This is a genomic window from Thioclava sp. F28-4, from assembly GCF_002020045.1.
In the GTDB taxonomy this organism is placed as follows: Bacteria; Pseudomonadota; Alphaproteobacteria; order Rhodobacterales; family Rhodobacteraceae; genus Thioclava; species Thioclava sediminum.
On the sequence record NZ_MPZQ01000001.1, the window covers coordinates 151,480 to 167,602 of the forward strand.

13 protein-coding genes are annotated in these 16,123 nt (G+C 69.1%); 12 read left to right on the forward strand and 1 reads right to left on the reverse strand.

Annotated features, from left to right (window positions below):
• Window positions 1–129: 129 nt before the first annotated feature.
• From BMI87_RS00735 to BMI87_RS00785, 11 genes are read left to right on the forward strand one after another with little or no spacing between them, the layout of a single operon-like run.
• Complete coding sequence (locus BMI87_RS00735; protein WP_078519259.1) at window positions 130–1,371, forward strand: glycosyltransferase; 1,242 nt, start codon at window positions 130–132, stop codon at window positions 1,369–1,371.
• Complete coding sequence (locus tag BMI87_RS00740; protein ID WP_168175133.1) at window positions 1,361–2,542, forward strand: glycosyltransferase; 1,182 nt, start codon at window positions 1,361–1,363, stop codon at window positions 2,540–2,542. The genes BMI87_RS00735 and BMI87_RS00740 overlap by 11 nt, the downstream gene beginning before the upstream one ends.
• A complete protein-coding gene (locus BMI87_RS00745) occupies window positions 2,539–3,855 on the forward strand; it encodes an O-antigen ligase family protein (protein ID WP_078519261.1) in 1,317 nt (438 codons plus the stop codon). Before BMI87_RS00740 ends, BMI87_RS00745 begins: the two co-directional genes overlap by 4 nt.
• A complete protein-coding gene (locus BMI87_RS00750) occupies window positions 3,848–4,465 on the forward strand; it encodes a colanic acid biosynthesis acetyltransferase WcaF (RefSeq protein ID WP_146681476.1) in 618 nt (205 codons plus the stop codon). Before BMI87_RS00745 ends, BMI87_RS00750 begins: the two co-directional genes overlap by 8 nt.
• Window positions 4,462–6,027, forward strand: a complete 1,566-nt coding sequence (locus tag BMI87_RS00755) for a lipopolysaccharide biosynthesis protein (RefSeq protein WP_146681477.1) — start codon at window positions 4,462–4,464, stop codon at window positions 6,025–6,027. The genes BMI87_RS00750 and BMI87_RS00755 overlap by 4 nt, the downstream gene beginning before the upstream one ends.
• Window positions 6,024–7,178: a glycosyltransferase family 4 protein gene (locus BMI87_RS00760; protein WP_078519264.1), complete on the forward strand. Its 1,155-nt coding sequence runs from the start codon at window positions 6,024–6,026 to the stop codon at window positions 7,176–7,178. Before BMI87_RS00755 ends, BMI87_RS00760 begins: the two co-directional genes overlap by 4 nt.
• Window positions 7,159–8,376, forward strand: a complete 1,218-nt coding sequence (locus BMI87_RS00765) for a glycosyltransferase (RefSeq protein ID WP_078519265.1) — start codon at window positions 7,159–7,161, stop codon at window positions 8,374–8,376. The genes BMI87_RS00760 and BMI87_RS00765 overlap by 20 nt, the downstream gene beginning before the upstream one ends.
• Window positions 8,373–9,263, forward strand: a complete 891-nt coding sequence (locus BMI87_RS00770; RefSeq protein ID WP_078519266.1) for a polysaccharide pyruvyl transferase family protein — start codon at window positions 8,373–8,375, stop codon at window positions 9,261–9,263. The genes BMI87_RS00765 and BMI87_RS00770 overlap by 4 nt, the downstream gene beginning before the upstream one ends.
• On the forward strand, window positions 9,260–10,267 hold the full coding sequence (locus tag BMI87_RS00775; protein WP_168175134.1) for a glycosyltransferase family A protein: 1,008 nt from the start codon (window positions 9,260–9,262) through the stop codon (window positions 10,265–10,267). The genes BMI87_RS00770 and BMI87_RS00775 overlap by 4 nt, the downstream gene beginning before the upstream one ends.
• Window positions 10,264–12,276: an HAD-IIIC family phosphatase gene (locus BMI87_RS00780; protein ID WP_078519268.1), complete on the forward strand. Its 2,013-nt coding sequence runs from the start codon at window positions 10,264–10,266 to the stop codon at window positions 12,274–12,276. The genes BMI87_RS00775 and BMI87_RS00780 overlap by 4 nt, the downstream gene beginning before the upstream one ends.
• Window positions 12,273–14,246, forward strand: coding sequence for an acyltransferase family protein (locus tag BMI87_RS00785; protein ID WP_078519269.1), 1,974 nt, complete (start codon window positions 12,273–12,275; stop codon window positions 14,244–14,246). Before BMI87_RS00780 ends, BMI87_RS00785 begins: the two co-directional genes overlap by 4 nt.
• A 49-nt stretch (window positions 14,247–14,295) precedes the next feature.
• Here the strand turns inward: BMI87_RS00785 and lipA are convergent, their stop codons facing one another.
• Entirely contained in the window at window positions 14,296–15,246 is a 951-nt protein-coding gene (gene lipA / locus BMI87_RS00790; protein WP_078519270.1) for a lipoyl synthase, read from the reverse strand.
• Window positions 15,247–15,543: 297 nt separating this feature from the next.
• Between lipA and BMI87_RS00795 the strand changes: the two genes are divergently transcribed.
• Complete coding sequence (locus BMI87_RS00795) at window positions 15,544–16,092, forward strand: peroxiredoxin (RefSeq protein WP_078519271.1); 549 nt, start codon at window positions 15,544–15,546, stop codon at window positions 16,090–16,092.
• The last annotated feature ends 31 nt before the right edge of the window (window positions 16,093–16,123 follow it).

Sequence of the window (16,123 nt, forward strand, 5' to 3'; positions counted from 1 at the left end):
CCCCCCGCAGGCAATGCTTTCGACCATTAACCTCAAATTAACCTCGCTTGCGCGACGGTTTACGCGAGGTCAACCAAGCGCGCGCCCCGTCGCCTCCCGACCTCGCGAACCGAGTGAAGGAGTGGGATTGTGATCATCAGCGACGCATCGCTCGACATTCTGATGCTGACCCCGTGGTTTCCGAACCGCCCCGACGGCTGGCCGAGCCGTTTCGTCGCCGACAGCGCACGGGCGCTGGCACGGCGGGGCCACCGGGTCCGGGTCGGCGTGCTGCGCGGGCTGACGCCTGCGGGTACGGCGCGGTTCGCCTCGCCAGAGCATCGCGGAGAGATCGAGGCGGCGCGCTTCCCCGAGATCGAGGAGATCCGCCTCGCGCGCTACCCGACCCTGCCGGGCGGGCTGATGCGCAAGCTGACCAATCGCACGCTCGACCGGGCGCTCACGGCGCTGGCGGACGAGATGATCGCCGCGCGCCGTCCCGATGTGATCCTGATACAGACAGAGACCCTCGCACCTGCCGCGCAGTCGCTGGCCGCGCGGCTGGGACTGCCTGTGGTCGGCGTGCTGCACGGCGAAAACAGCAATTGGCGGTATCTCTGGACCAATGGGCAGGCCGAGCGGTTTCGGGACGCCTTGGGCGGGCTCGACCGGCTTGTGGTGGTGGGCGAACCGCTGCGCCGCTTCGCGACCGATCTGTCCGGGCGTGGGGATCATATCGAGGTGGTCTGGAACGGGGTCGATCCCGCGCCCGACCGTCCGCCCCTGCGGCTGCCGGACGAGGCTCCCCTGCGGCTGGTGAGCGTCGCCAATCTGCATCCCGCCAAAGGCTTGAAACTGCTGATCGCGGCGCTCGGACGGCTTGCGCGCGAGGCGGACGCACGATGGCATCTGACGATCATCGGCGACGGGCCCGAGCGCGCCAATCTCGCCGCCCAGATCGCGCGGCAGGGGCTCGGGGATAGGATCACACTCGCCGGTCAGAAACCACATGAAGATGTGCTCGCAACGATCGGACAAAGCGACGTTTTCGTATTGCCGTCATGGCGGGAGGCTTTCGGGATCGTCTATCTCGAGGCGATGGCCGCTGGCGCGCTCTGCATCGGGGTCGAGGACCAAGGCCCGGCGCAATTCCTGCGCCACGGCGAGACCGGCTATCTGGTCGCGCCACGCTCGGTCGGGGCGCTGGTCGAGACACTGCGCCCCCTGGTGACCGGACCGCGTGCCGAGTGGCGCCAGATTGCACGCGCGGGCACCCGCTTCGCCCGCGATCATACCAGCTGGGACGCCCATGCGCGCGCATTGTCCGAAGTGCTGCACGTCGCCTGCGCCCGCGTCGCCCCTTACCCGCAGGAGGCCCGCCTTGTCGGTTAAGCCTCCCTGCCCCGAAGCCTGCCCCGGCTCCGCGCTCGCGGTGCTGATCGAGCCCGCGCCGTACATGGTCGCAATGACCACCGCGCTGGCAGAACAATTGCCCACCGGTCTCACGGTGCGCTATGTCTCGGCGGCGGTTACGCAGAGATGGGCAGACGCCGCGCCCGAAACCATCCTGCCCGCGAAGCGTCTGGCGGCCCTCGTCACGCTCTGGCGCGAGATCCGCAGCACGCGCCCCACAGTCATTTTCGTCGCCGGTTGGGCGCATTTCCCCCTGCTGGCTGCGATCGTCCTAGGCAAACTCTCTGGCGCGCGGATCATCGCGCTGAGCGACACGTGGATGAGCCCTGCACGCGGGGTTCGCGCGGTGCTCAAGCGTCGGATCCTCGAGATGATCGACGGTTTCTGCCCGGCAGGCCAGCGTGCTGCCGACTATCTTCGCGACCAAGGCGTGCCGCCCGAGAAGATCGTCCCCGGACGGATGAGTTCGGACACCGCCGCCATCGCGCGCCACGTTCGCACCCTCGGCCCTGACGGGCGGCAGAAGATGCGCGCGCGGCTCGGGATCGCGGCCGATGCGCCCGTGTTGATGTTCCTCGGGCGGCTCGCCCCCGAGAAAGGGCTGGACCTGCTGCTGGACGCTTTCGCGCAGCTCAACGCCGCTCAGGCGCGTCTGATCTTGGCGGGCGACGGGCCGCTGGGCGAGACACTGGCGAAGGCGGCCGCCCGCGATCCCCGTATCCTGTGGCGCGGACGGCTCGAAGGGGCGGCGCTGCGCGATCACCTCGCCGCCGCGGATTGCCTTGTCCTGCCGAGCCGCGCCGAACCTTTCGGGTTGGTGATCGGCGAGGCGCTGGCCGCGGGCTGCGGTGTCGTGGCAAGCGGGGCCTGCGGCGCGGTGCCCGACCTGCTGGGCGGGCGCGAGGCCGGGCTGATCGTGCCGCCGGGCGACGCCGGCGCATTGCACGCCGCGCTGGCCCGTGTCTGCGCCGATCCCTATCTACGCGCCCGGATGCGGGCCGATGCGCCTGCGGCAATCGCGGGCTGGTCGAGCGCGGATTGGGCGAGCCAGCTTTGCACGCTGGCCGAGCGGGTGACGCAAGACGCGCCCGAAACCACGCGCGAAGCCAGTGCCGCGCCCGCGCCCAACCGCAAGGCGGAACGCGCATGAGGCTCGCGATCCGCAAACGCGGCCTGTTGCTGGGCCTCGGCATCGCCGCCACCGCCGCGCCGAGCGTCATCTATGTCAACATGCTTTTCGGCCCCGGCGCGCGTTGGGCGGCGATGGGCGGTCTTGTCCTCGCACTTCTCCTCAATGGACGGTTGTGGCGCAAGATCCCGGGCGACGGGATGTATTGCAGGCTGGCGCTGCTGGGCTTGGCGGCGCTGTCTGCGCTGTGGTCGAGCGTTCCGCATCTGAGCGGGCCGAAAGCCGCGATCTACGCGCTGACCGCGCTTGCCTTCGCCTCGGCGGGCGCGGCCTGGGCGCAGCACACGCGGCGGCGCGATCTCTTCGCGATCCTCTGGCCGCTGCTGGCGCTGGTGCTGTTCGCCGGGATCGGGGGGTTGCGTTCGGGCTTCGGCACGGTCGAGATGAACGCGGATATCTCGCTCTATCGGGGGCTGAGCGCCAATTCCAACTTTCTCGCCCTGATGATCCTCACCGTCGCGCCACTGCCGCTGTGGCGGCTCGCCCAGCGCCGGATCGGGCGACAGAGATGGCTATTCTGGCGGGCTGTGGCGCTGATCCTGACGGTGTTGGTGCTGATGAGCCTGTCGCGGGCGAGCCTACTGTCGCTCACGGTGCTGATCGCGGTCTTTCTTATCGGGCGCGGGCTCAAGCGGTTGGCGATGGCGGCGGCAACGCTTGGGGCAGTGCTGTCGCTTCTGTGGCTCTATTTCCCGGACCGGGCGGAGGCACTGACGCAGCGCTATCTCTTCAAGGCCTCCGCACAGACCGAGACCCTGATCGCCTCGCGCGCAGAGACATGGGCCGCCACGCTCGAGGGGGCCCGCGCGGGCGGCATCTTCGGGCTGGGCTTCGGCGTCTCCTACGGGTTCGACGACTACGCGCTGTCGGCGAGCGCGTCGCACTATGGGCGCGAGAAGACCAATTCGGCGCTGGCTCTGATCGAAGAGGTCGGGCTTACGGGGGCGGTCCTGTTCACCGGAATGCTGCTCCTGATCACGCGCGGCGCGGTTCTCGCGGCCCGGCATGCGCGCCGCCGCAGCGACCGGGTGCTGATGGCGCTGTTGCTGGGCTATCTCGCGGCGCTCTTCACGCATGCGCAATTCGAGGCGTGGCTGCTCTCGCCCGGAGGTGCCGCCACCCCCGCCTTCTGGACCGCGCTGGGGATGACGACCGCGCTGGCCAAGCGCATTCGCACCCGGCTCAAGCCCGCACGGATCAGCCCGAGCGTGGCAGGCGCGATCGAAGCGGTCCGGGCACGCTTCCCCCAAGCTGCGGTGCGCTCCAATGCCTGATGCCATGCCCCTCCCCGTCCCACCGCAACCGGGCCCCTCCTCCCGACAAGGTCCCTTCCGGCCGATCGCCACGCAGGACCTGTCTCGCTTCCCCCGCCCGGTGATCGCGGGCAATCGCGGCTTCGGCTGGCGCGTGGCGTGGTATCTGGTCAATGCGCTGTTTTTCCAATCGGCGCTCCTCGCCCTGATCCCCTCGCGGGCGAAGGCGGCGATCCTGCGCGGGTTCGGGGCGAAAGTCGGCCCCGGCCTCGTCTGCAAGCCACGCGTCACGATCAAATACCCGTGGCTTCTGGAGATCGGCGCGCATGTCTGGCTGGGCGAGCGCGTGTGGATCGACAACCCCGGCCCGGTGCGGATCGGCGCACATGTCTGCATTAGCCAAGGGGTGCGCATCGTCACCGGCAGCCACGACTGGGCGCGCGGCGATTTCCGCTTCTTCGCGCGGCCCATCGAGATCGGCGACAGCGCATGGATCACGGCGCATCGCGTCCTGCGCCCCGGCGCGATCGTGCCGCCGCGTGTCGTCGTTCTGGGCGATGTCAGCGCCGGAGACGGGCGCGGCCCGCGCGCGGCATCGGATGGCGTATCGTCGGAGGGCAATGTCCGATGAGCGTCTCCGTATCGTCCCCCCGGCCTTTGCCTTCCTCCTCACCACAATCACCTCCGTCGCGAGCGCTGCGCAATGGGGCGATCGCATGGGGCCAGATCGGAGGCGGGCTGGTCGCGCGGTTCCTGAGCACCCGCTTTGCGCTCGCCGCTTTGGGGATCGAGGCGATGGGTGCCTATCTCGCAGCCCTCGCGCTCGCGCTGATCGCGAGCATTGTGACCGGCGCCCTGCAAAGCACGACGCTGCGGGCGCTCTCCCTTGCGCCGCTGGCTCAGCGCCCGCGCCTCTTCAACGCGCTGATCGGGCTGCATCTGCGGGTGGCGCTCGGCGTGGGAGGGATCGGTGCGCTTCTTGGTCCGTCCGCGCTGGCGCGGCTGTTCGATTTGCCGCCCTCGCTGGCGGATCAGGCTCAGGTCGCCTTCTTCTGCGTTCTGGCGGCGAGCGTCGTCGCGATCGCGCTCGCCCCGTACGAGATCGCATTGCAGGCACACGAGCGCTTCGGCCTGTTTGCAGCGCTCGATCTGGCGCGGGCGGTGGCGCTGATCCCGGTTGCCTTTCTTCTGATCGGGCAGACTACGCCGCCACTTGCCGCCTTCGCCGCGCTTTCCGCTGGGCTGAGCCTGAGCTCCACGCTTGCCGGGGCGTGGCGGGCGCGCCAATCCCTGCCCGAGACGCGGCTGCATCTGCACTGGATCCTGAACATCCGCCCCGCCCGCGGCCAGACCGCGCTCCTGTCGTGGTCGGTCCTCGGCGGGCTGGCGGCGAGTGCGCGGGCGCAGGGCATGGTTCTCCTGATGGCCGCGCTGAGCGGTCCGGTCGCAAGTGCGGCCTATGGGCTGGGAAACCCACTCCCCGCCGCTTTGCGCCAATTCGCCGAAGCCACGCGTCAGGTTCTGGCCCCGCGTATCTATGCCGATCATGCGGCACAAGGCGCTGACGGCAGCGTCACCGGCGCGCTGGTCGCCAGCCGGATCGCTGCGCTGATCGCGTTCGGCGCAGCGATCCCGATGGCGGTGAACGCGCCGGCGCTGCTGACGCTCTGGTTGGGGCGCAGCAGCCCCGAGATGGTGATGGTGGTGCGGCTGATGCTGGCGGCGGTTGCGCTCGATCAGGTGAGCGCGGGCTTGGGGCTGGCGTTCCTCGCACGCGGTCGCATCGCATGGATGCAGGGCTGGGGCGCGGCGCTGACGGTGATGAGCTTGCCTGCGGCCTTCCTCGCCGGTCGGGCGAGTGGCGAGATCGGCGCGGCGCTTTGGGTGGCGCTTGCCGCCACCACCGCGATCGCCGCGCTACGGATTATGCTTCTGACGCGCTTCTCCCCCGGCACCGCCACTCGCTGGGCGCACGAGACCCTGATCCCGGTGCTGGCGAGCGCGCTGCCCGCGGCGCTTGGCGCGGCGCTGGTGCAGGGACTGTTGCCCGAAGGTACGGCGCGGCTGGCGCTGAGCTTCGGGGTCTGCTCGGTTCTCTGGCCCGGGGCAAGCTGGCGGCTGGGGCTGAGCGCGCCGGAACGTGCGCGACTGACCGCCCTCCTGCGCCGCCGCCCGGCGGAGGGACCGGCATGAGCGCGCCACCCCAAAAACCGCGCGCCGTGCTCGCCCATGGGATCTGGGGGCGCGGCGGGGCCGAGGCGGTGGCCGCCTGGACGCTCGTGGCGCTGCGCGAGCGGTTCGATCTGACCGTCGTCACGCGCGGCGGCTTCGACTGCGACGCGCTCAACGCACTGGCAGGCACCGACCTCTCTCCCGGCGACCTGCGGGTGCTCACCCTCCCCGCGCGAAGCCCTATCGGCGCGCTTGAGGCCGCGCGGTTCAACCGGGCGCTGGCAGCGCTCGGGCGGGCCTACGATCTGCGGGTCTCGCTGTCTGGCGTCCGCCGCTGGAACGCGCCCGCGCTGCATCTGCTCTCTGCCCGCGATTGGCATCCCGCGCTGGCAGGGCAAACGGGCCCGCGCGCAAAGATCCTGCGCCGCGTGATCGACGGCCCCGCCCTCGGCCCGCGCCCCGATGACACCGTAATCGCCAATTCGCGCTGGCTGGCTGCGGCGAGTGCCCCGCTTTGCCCCGGCCGGGTCCGTGTGATCTCCCCGCCGGTGGCGCTGGCCGCCGTCCCCGGCCCGATCCGCGACTGGGCCACGCGGCGCGAGGATGTGCTGATTTTCGGGCGGATCGCACCGGAAAAACGGATCGAGCGGGCCATCGCCATCGTCGCGCGCGCTCGTGCCCAAGGGTTTCGCGGCAGGCTCGTGATCGCCGGGCCCGACGGACCGCCCGATTACATGGCCCGTATTCGCGCGCTGATCGCTGGGCAGAATTGGATCGAACGGCTGCCCCCTCAGAGCGGTGCCGCGAAAACCGCGCTTTTGGGATCGCTGCGCTACGGGCTGAATTGCTGCGAGGTGGAGGCCTTTGGCATCGCCACCGCCGAGATGGCCGCGAGCGGGATGATCCCTCTGGTGCCGCGCGGGACCGGACAGGACGAGATCGTCTCCGCCCCAGACTGCCGCTTTTCGGACGAGGCAGAGGCCGCGCGCCGCCTGCTGGCCCTGTCGCGCGACGCGGACCTGCAATCCCGGCTCAGCGCCGCCCTGCGGGCCGACATCGCGCGCTTCGCCCCTGCCCAGTTCACCGCCGCCCTCGCGACCGCGGCTATGGACCATCTCTCTACCGACCCGCAGCCCCAACCGGAGTTCTCCCATGACCTCTCCCCCGCCTGAAATCACGGTTCTGCATGTCGTGCCGGACCTGCGCCGCAGCGCCGGAGGGATCGCCGCCAATGCGCCCGCTCTGGCGGAGGCGCTTGCGGCGCAGGGCATCGCGAGCCGCTTTCTGACCCGCGCCTTCGACCCGGACGCGGAGATCGCCGCGCGCTGCCTGCGCGTCGCGCCCACGCAAGGTCCGAACGTCGCGCAGCTCGCGCGGGCAATGGCCGGGATGCGCGCGCAAGTGAAGGCCGGCGCGCGGATCGTGCTGCATAGCCACGGGCTGTGGGACCCGCTGAACCATGCGGGGCTGCGCCTTGCCGCCGATCTGGGGCTGGGCCGGATCGTCAGCCCGCACGGGATGCTGCTGCCGTGGGCGCGGGCGCATAAGCGGCGCAAGAAAGACCTCGCGTGGCACCTGTATCAGCGCCGCGATCTGGCGCGGGCGGAGCTGTTGCACGTCACCTCGCAGGCCGAGGCGGAGGCGGTCGCGCACCATTGCCCGGTCGCGCGGATCGCGCAGGTTCCGCTGGGGATCGCCTTGCCACCGGAGGGTGCGCCAACCCGGACGCGCAGCCCGAACGGGCGCAAACGCCTCCTGTTTCTCGGGCGGCTGCACCGGGTGAAGAACCTCGACACATTGATCCGCGCCTTCGCCGCCTGCGCGCCGCGCGATTGGGAGCTGCGGATCGTAGGCCCCGACGAGGACGGCCTGACCCCGGCGCTTAGCGCCCGCGCCGCCGAGCGGGACGCGGCAGAGCGCATCACCCTCGCAGGACCGGTGTGGGGTGCTGCGAAACAGCCGGAAATCGCGGCGGCAGATGCGCTGATCCTGCCGAGCCATACCGAGAATTTCGGCACCGTTGTGGCCGAAGCGCTGGCCGCCGCACGTCCCGTGATCGCCACGACCGGCAGCCCTTGGGCGGAATTGCGCGAGGCGGGCTGCGGCTGGTGGGTCACGCCCGATCTGGCGGGGTTGGGCGGCGCAATTGCCGCGCTTGGTGCAACGACTGCGCCCGAGCGGGCGGCGATGGGCGCGCGCGGGCGGGCGCTTGTGGCCCGGGACTATCTCTGGCCGCAGGTCGGAGCGCAGATGGCGGCGCTTTATCGGCAGGCCGCGGCCCTGCGTGCGGAGGCTGTGCGGAGCGGCCACGGCGCGACAGCCCTAGACCCCGAACGTCTCGCCAGCCTCATCGAGAGGGCGGGTAAATGAGCCGCATACTGCGCCATCGGATCGACCGGCTGATGAGCTATCACCTCGCCGAGCGGCTGCCCCAGAAGAGCCTGGCACTCGCGCGGGGCAACGGGCTCAGCGCCTATTGGTTTCGCGAGACGCTGAATTTCGGCGATCTGCTGACGCCCGCGATCCTGCGGCATCACGGTTTCACCCCGGTCCATGCCTATCCCGACCGCGCGCGGCTGACCGCGACCGGATCGGTGCTCGAACATCTCGACGAGACCTATCGCGGCACGATCCTCGGCTCCGGGTTCATCGATGAGCGCAGCACACGGCGCTTCACCGGGGCGCGGATCGTGGGGCTGCGCGGCGCGCTGAGCCGGGACCGGGTCGAAGGGCTGGGCCATAGCGTGACCCTCGGCGATCCCGGACTTTACGCAACGCGGCTTCTCCTCGGCGGGACCGAGAAACGGCCCGCCCTGCCCGCGCCGAGCCATGCCTTCGGGCTGGTGGCCCATCACGCCCATCTCGACGCGCCGGAATTTGCAGCGTTGAAAGCGCGGCACGGGGCGGCGATCCGGGTGATCTCGCCCGCCGCGCCGCCGGCGCAGGTGATCGCGCAGATCGCCACATGCGAACGCATCGCCTCGGCCTCGCTGCACGGGCTGATCGCGGCGGATGCGCTTGGCCTGCCCGCAATCTGGCTGGCTGCGCCGGGGCTGATCGGCGGGCGGTTCAAATTCGACGATTACGCCAGCGCGGTGGCCCGGCACGTCTGGACCCCCGTCGCGCTTACAGGCTCGGAAAGCCTCGCCGATCTGTGCGCCCTCGCGAGCTGCGCCCCGCAAGACGCCATCGACGGCGTGATCGCCGGGCTGGCCCGCGCCTTCACCGAATTCGCCGAGGAGGTCGCCCTCGCATGACCGCGCTTTCGCCAAGGATGGACCGCACGCCCCGCCTCTGTACGCCCAGCGCCGGGCCCGACCGCTGCGCCGATCTGAGCGTGGTGATCCCACTGCATGACAAGGCGCCCTTCATCGCGCGGACGCTCGCCTCGGTCGAGGCGCAGCGGCCTGCGCCTGCCGAGGTGGTGGTGATCGACGACGGCTCCAGCGACGAGGGCGCCGCCCTCGTGGAGCGGATCGCCGCGCGTTCGCCGCTTACCATTCGGCTGATCCGGCAGGACAATCGCGGTGTGAGTGCCGCGCGCAATGCCGGGATGCGGGCGGCGCGGCGCGACTGGATCGCCTTTCTCGACGCCGATGACGCCTATCTGCCGGGCGCGCTGGCCGCGTTCGAGCGCGCAAGGCGGACGGTGCCGGGGGCGGAGGTGATCTTCGGCGAGGTGTGCCATGCGGCGCAGGACAGATCGCCCGCGCCCGAGCTTGCCGAGGCCCCGGTGCTTTGCGTGAGCGATTACTTCGCGCATCTGGTTCGGGGCGGGCCGGAAATCACCGCCTCCTCGGTGATGATCCGTCGCGGCGCGCTTATCCGCGCGGGCGGCTTTCCCGAAGGCGTCACGGTCGGCGAGGACAGCGACACGTGGTTTCGGCTGGGCTGCGAGGCGCGGTTTGCCTATCTCCCCGCCCCCGTCGCCCGCTACCACATCGCAGACGGCGCGAGCGGCTGGCGCGCGCATCAAGGCGAGGTGCCCCATTGGCATCAGACCTTCGCGGACTGGATCGCGCGCGGACGCATCGCTTTGCCGCGACGGCGGAGCGCGGCGCGGTTTCACGCCTATTCCTGCCTGCATGCGGTGATCTGGCAGGCGAAAGCAGGCCATCGAGACTTGGCACTCGCGCAGTTGGTGCAGGTGGATTGGCAGGTCGCGCCGAAAGCGCTCTGGGCGAAGGCGCTGGTGATCGCGATTGCACCTTGGCTGCTAAGGGCGTGGCTGCGACTGAAACTCCGGAGAGCCGCGCGATGAACGGGGGGGAACTGGAGCTGTCCCGTGCGATCCGCGCGCAAGTCGACGCCCTTGCCGGGGATTTGCAAAGGCTGGCAGAGGCGCCGAGCCCTGCGGCACTGCAGCAGGCGCGCACGGGCTGTGCCTTGCTCGCGCATCACCTCGCGCAGGGAGAGGCCGCGCAGGGCTTCACGGCTTTAGCGGGATGGCTGAAGCAGACATATGGTGCCGCGCGGCTCTCCCAAACCGTGGACGAAGGGGCTGTGGCTGCCGCACTTTGGCACGACAGGCTCAGCCCGGAGCTGTCCGGGGCAGCCCGCGCCACGCTCGTGCAAGGCTTGGCACACCTGACCGAGACACTGGCCCGACCGCCCGGTCATGCGCTGCGGGTGCTGTTTATCGGGGATTGCCTGATCTGGGATATCGCGACCCAGCTCCAGATCGCGGCGGCGGCGGAGGGCCTCGCGATCACGCCGCATCTCTGCGCCCAGCGCGACGGGGCAGAATTGCGCCGCGCGGTGGAGCGGGCTGGCCCGGTCGATCTGGTCTTCTACGCCCCTTTCGGTTTCGGCTTCGTGCAAAGCTATGCCCGCGCTATCGCGCCCGGCGCCCTCCTGCGCCCGATGGCGCGCGACCTGCCCGGCTTGCGCGCCGCATTGGACGAGGTGGAGGCGACGCTGTCCCACCTCCTCGCGCGGACCGACGCCCCGGTTTATCTGCATGACATCTCGGGCGCGCGGCAGGCTTCGGGCTGGCACGGTGCGCTGGCGGATCGTTTCAGCGCGCGCAGGCGGGCCCGCGTGGCGGCGTGGCTGAACGAGAGGCTCGACGCGCTAACGCAGCGGGCGGTGCGCCCGGTTCTGCGTATCCCGGAGGCTGCAGAGGCGCATCGTCTCGGGCCAGCTGCGGGGCGCGTTTTCTTCGAGGCGGGCGATCTGCACCCCACGTCGCTGGCGGCATCGCTTGCATCCGGCCCCTATCTGCGCGCCTGCCGTGCGGCGCATCTGCTCTCGCGGCGCAAGCTCGTGGTGAGCGATCTCGATAACACGCTCTGGGCCGGTGAGATCGGCGAAGGTCCGATCACCCATCACCACGAGCGTCAGGCGCTGCTGTTGCGATTGAAGGCGCGCGGGGTTTTGCTTGCGGTGGCCTCGAAGAACGATCCAGCGAATGTCAGTTGGCGGGGTGCCGCACTGCGGGCCTCCGATTTCGTCGCGCGCGAGATCGACTGGGCGCCGAAGGCGGGCAATATCGCCAAGATCGCGGCGCAGCTGAACCTCGCGCCCGAGAGCTTTGTCTTCCTCGACGATCGCGCGGATGAGCGCGCGCTGGCCGAAGCCGGGTGTCCGGGGCTGCTGGCGCTTGACCCGAATGCGCCGGAGACGTGGCAGTTGCTGGACGACTGGGCCGATCAGCGCGCCGCATTTGCGGGTTCTGACCGCACCACGCTCTATCAAGCGCGGGCGGCGCGGCAGGCCTGTGTCGCCGCCCCTTCCGAAGCCCCCGGCGCCGCATATCGCCAGCTTGGACTGCGGGTCGCGATCCGCTCCGCCAAGCGACGCGATCTGCCCCGGGTGGGCGAGTTGATCGCGCGCACCAACCAGTTCAACACGACGCAGGTTCCGATCTCGACTGACGCGCTCTGCGATCCTTCCCGCCGCGTTCTGATCGCCGAAGCGCGTGACAGGTTCGGGTCGATGGGGATCGTGAGCGCATTGGTGATCGCGGATGGGGCCGAGGCGAGTGAAATCACCCAGTTCGTTCTCAGTTGCCGAGCCTTTGGCTACGGGATCGAGACGGCGTTGTTGCAGACTGCACTGGCAGCACGCCCGGGACGCCATCCCTTGTGCGGACAAATCCACGAGAGCCCCCTCAACACGCCGTGCCGCGACGTCTATGCCGCGAACGGTTTCACGCTGCAGGACGGGATCTGGGAGGCACCGAAGCCACGGCCCGATCTGATCCCCGATTGGCTGAGCCTCGACATCGCGCCCGACCTTCGCGCGGTCGCTGCGCAGGTCTCGGCATGAGCGCGGGTCTGCCCCATCGCCGCGACATTCAGGTGCTGCGCGCGCTCGCCGTGGCGATGGTGGTGCTCTATCACGCGGAACTGCCCCTCGCGGGCGGCTATCTCGGGGTCGACATTTTCTTCGTGATTTCGGGCTACCTGATCACCGGGATGATCGCGCGCGCAATGGCCGAGGGGCGGTTTACCTTGCGCGCGTTCTACCTGTCGCGCGCCAAGCGACTGCTGCCTGCGGCCTTTGCCGTCTATCTCGCGACCGCCGTGGCCGCGCTGTGGCTGCTGTCGCAGGCCGAAATGGCGCGGTTTCTCGACACGCTCGGGGCGGCGCTGAGCTTCACCTCGAATATCGCGCTATGGCGAAGCGTGAATTACTTCACCGCTGGTGCGCAGTTGAACCCGCTTCTCCATAGCTGGTCGCTGTCGCTGGAGGAGCAGTTCTACCTCGTCACCCCGCTCGCGATGCTGATCGCGCCGCGCAGGCATTGGCCGACGCTGCTGATCGGCGCACTGACGGTCAGCCTCGCCGCTTGCCTCGTTTTGGCCCCGCGCAGCCCGGTTGCGAGCTTTTTCCTGTTGCCGACGCGGGCGTGGGAGCTGATGGCCGGGGCGGTGGTGATGCTGTTCGAGCCGCGGATCGCAAGCCATGCCGGGCGCTGGCTGCGCCTGCTCAGCCCCTTGGCGCTTATCGTTTTGCTGGTGGTCTGCGCCATTGCGCCGGGTGCGGGCTGGGGCTCTGTACATCCGGGGTTCGATGCGGTGATCGTGGTCGGGGCCACGGCGCTTGTGATCGCGGCGCGGCCCGCCTGGATGAATGGGGATCATCGGATGATGCGACCGCTGCTGTGGCTCGGCGGGATTTCCTATGCGCTCTACCTCGTGCATTGGCCGCTTTTCGCGCTGACGCGCAACGCGTGGCTGGATGCGCCTTTGCCGCTCTGGCTGCGGCTGAGCCTGATCGTGGTCTCGCTGGGGCTCGCCCATCTGCTGCATATCGGTGTCGAACGGCCGCTGCATCGCACTCCGCTGCCCTCTTGGCCGCGCGCGGCGGGGCTGGCGCTTGGCGGGACGGTGGCGCTGTGGCTGATCGCCCTCGCCCTGCCCGGCCTGCGCATGCCTCCGCGCGACTACCTCGCGCTCGGGGCCGCCAATACCGGGATCGCGCCGGGCTGCGACTTCACCGCGGCGTTCGACCCGGAGGCGCTGTGCACGACAGGCCCGCACCCGACCACGTTCCTATGGGGCGACAGCTACGCGATGCATCTGGCCGCAACCCTGCCGCCCGAGATCGGCCCCGTCGCGCAGGCCACGAAATCCGCCTGCGCGCCGGTGCTCGGCCTGTCCCAGATACAGCCGGAGGTCGGTCAGGATGCCATCTGGGGCGAAGGCTGCATCCGCTCGAACAGGGCGATCGTCGCCTATCTGCAAGCCCATCCCGAGATCACCCGCCTCGTCATCTCCAGCCCCGTCGCGCAGATCCTCGGCTCTGAACCGCAGGGCATCGCGATGGAGCGCGGTCGGATCGTGCCCGTCGCAATGACCTTCGCCCGAGGCCGCGCCGCCTTGCACGCGGCTGTGCAGGCCATCGCACGCCCCGACCGTCAGATCGTCGTGGTCAGCCCGCCCCCGTCGGTCGGCACGAATTTCTTCGCCTGTCGCGAACGGGCGGAGAGCGGGCTTCTCAGCTTTGGCGCCCGCGCGCGTTGCGAGATGCGGCAGACGGAGGCACGGGCCTATCGCGCGCAGGCCTTCGCGGCGCTCGACGGGCTGGAGGAAATCGACGGCGTGCGCGTAATGGACCTGATCGGCGTCCTTTGCCCCAACGATACCTGCCCGCTGGAGGAAGCCGGCACGCCGCTTTACCGCGATGCGGGTCACCTGAGCATCCAAGGCGCACAGGCTTTGGGCGCGCGCGACGCATTGGGATTTCGCGCGCTGTTCGGTCTGGACGAAAAACTCACGCGGTTGGAGAAATGAAAAACCCGGCCACACAGGGCCGGGTTCATTCAGATCGCGATGGGCGCGCTCAGCTCAGGCCGAGCTTCTTCAGCCGGTTCTCGCGCAGCCGGGCGAAATCATCGCCCGCGTGATAGCTCGAGCGGGTCAGCGGCGTGGCAGAGACCATCAGGAAGCCCTTGCCGTAAGCCGCCTTCTCGTAGTCGCGGAACTCGTCCGGGGTGATGAAACGCATCACCGCGTGGTGCTTCGGCGTCGGCTGCAGATACTGACCGATCGTCAGGAAATCGACGTCGGCCGAACGCATGTCATCCATCACCTGACGGACCTGCGGTGCGTCCTCGCCCAGACCGACCATGATGCCTGACTTGGTGAACATCGACGGGTCCAGCTCTTTCACGCGCTGCAGCAGGCGCAGCGAGTGGAAGTAACGTGCACCGGGGCGCACGCCGGGATAGAGGCCCGGCACGGTTTCCAGATTGTGGTTGAAGACATCGGGGCGCGCCTCGACGACTTTCTCCAGCGCGGCGGGCTCGCATTTCAGGAAGTCCGGCGTCAGGATCTCGATCGTGGTGTCGGGCGAGCGGTGACGGATCGCGCGGATCGTCTGGGCGAAATGCTCCGCCCCGCCATCGTCCAGATCGTCGCGGTCGACCGAGGTGATCACGACGTGGTTCAGACCCAGCGTCTCGACCGCATGGGCGACGCGGCCCGGTTCGAACACGTCGAGCGCGTCCGGGCGACCGGTGGCCACGTTGCAGAAGGAACAGCCACGGGTACAGATCTCGCCCATGATCATCATGGTGGCGTGACCCTGGCTCCAGCATTCGCCGACATTCGGGCAGCCTGCCTCTTCGCAGACGGTGACCAGCTTGTTGGTCTTCAGAATGTCGCGCGTCTTCTTGTAGCCTTCCGAGACCGGCGCTTTCACGCGGATCCAATCGGGTTTCTTGGGCTGAGCATTGTCGGCGCGATGCGCCTTTTCGGGGTGGCGTTCACCGGGCATCTTGAGATCGCGCATGATCCATCCTTTCGGAGTGCGGTTGATCGTCACATAAGCCGATTGCGTGTCGGATGCAAATGCGCAAGCCCGAAGGCCGCCTTGCACATCGCGCGCGGCTGACTTGCGCGGAAGCGGCGGTCAGGATCACCACAAGGATAACGAATTCAAAGACGCCGAACATCTCGGTGCATCCGAAAGGGTCTCGCGCAGCGAATGCCGCAACTGCAAAGTCAGCGATTGTGACCGAAAGGGACATCCGCTAGTCAGGACACTCTCCAAAACGCAACCTCCCCAACCGACAAAGGAGACCTCCCCATGCTTTCCGGTTCGAAACTGCCTGAAGTGACCTTCCACACCCGCGTGCGCGATGACAGCATCGAGGGGCCGAACCCCTTCCGTTGGGAGGACAAGACCACCTCGGATTACTTCGCGGGCAAGCGCGTGGTGCTGTTTGCACTGCCCGGCGCCTTCACCCCCACCTGCTCGACCTACCAGCTGCCCGGCTTCGAGAAGGGCTTCGACGATTTCGCCGAGCAGGGAATCGACGAGATCTACTGCCTGTCGGTCAACGACGCCTTCGTGATGAACCAGTGGGCCAAGGCGCAGGGCCTCGAGAACGTCAAGGTGATCCCCGATGGCTCGGGCGAGTTCACCCGCCGCGTCGGCATGCTGGTGCGCAAGGACAATCTGGGTTTCGGTCTGCGCTCGTGGCGCTATGCGGCCGTCGTCAATGACGGCGTGGTCGAGGCCTGGTTCGAAGAGCCCGGCCTTGAAGACAACCACGGCGCGGATCCCTATGGCGTGTCCTCGCCCGAGACCGTCATGAACTGGCTGGTCAACGCCAAGGCCGAAGCGGCGGCGTGACCCTATGCCGGCCTGTAATCGGGCCGGCTAC

What these genes read in the sequence shown, in the direction of transcription:
- BMI87_RS00745 (WP_078519261.1), top strand. Translation starts at nt 2,539, where the DNA reads ATGAGGCTCGCGATCCGCAAACGCGGCCTGTTGCTGGGCCTCGGCATC.
- BMI87_RS00750 (WP_146681476.1), top strand. Translation starts at nt 3,848, where the DNA reads ATGCCTGATGCCATGCCCCTCCCCGTCCCACCGCAACCGGGCCCCTCC.
- BMI87_RS00755 (WP_146681477.1), top strand. Translation starts at nt 4,462, where the DNA reads ATGAGCGTCTCCGTATCGTCCCCCCGGCCTTTGCCTTCCTCCTCACCA.
- BMI87_RS00760 (WP_078519264.1), top strand. Translation starts at nt 6,024, where the DNA reads ATGAGCGCGCCACCCCAAAAACCGCGCGCCGTGCTCGCCCATGGGATC.
- BMI87_RS00765 (WP_078519265.1), top strand. Translation starts at nt 7,159, where the DNA reads ATGACCTCTCCCCCGCCTGAAATCACGGTTCTGCATGTCGTGCCGGAC.
- BMI87_RS00770 (WP_078519266.1), top strand. Translation starts at nt 8,373, where the DNA reads ATGAGCCGCATACTGCGCCATCGGATCGACCGGCTGATGAGCTATCAC.
- BMI87_RS00775 (WP_168175134.1), top strand. Translation starts at nt 9,260, where the DNA reads ATGACCGCGCTTTCGCCAAGGATGGACCGCACGCCCCGCCTCTGTACG.
- BMI87_RS00780 (WP_078519268.1), top strand. Translation starts at nt 10,264, where the DNA reads ATGAACGGGGGGGAACTGGAGCTGTCCCGTGCGATCCGCGCGCAAGTC.
- BMI87_RS00785 (WP_078519269.1), top strand. Translation starts at nt 12,273, where the DNA reads ATGAGCGCGGGTCTGCCCCATCGCCGCGACATTCAGGTGCTGCGCGCG.
- lipA (WP_078519270.1), bottom strand. Translation starts at nt 15,246, where the DNA reads ATGCGCGATCTCAAGATGCCCGGTGAACGCCACCCCGAAAAGGCGCAT.
- BMI87_RS00795 (WP_078519271.1), top strand. Translation starts at nt 15,544, where the DNA reads ATGCTTTCCGGTTCGAAACTGCCTGAAGTGACCTTCCACACCCGCGTG.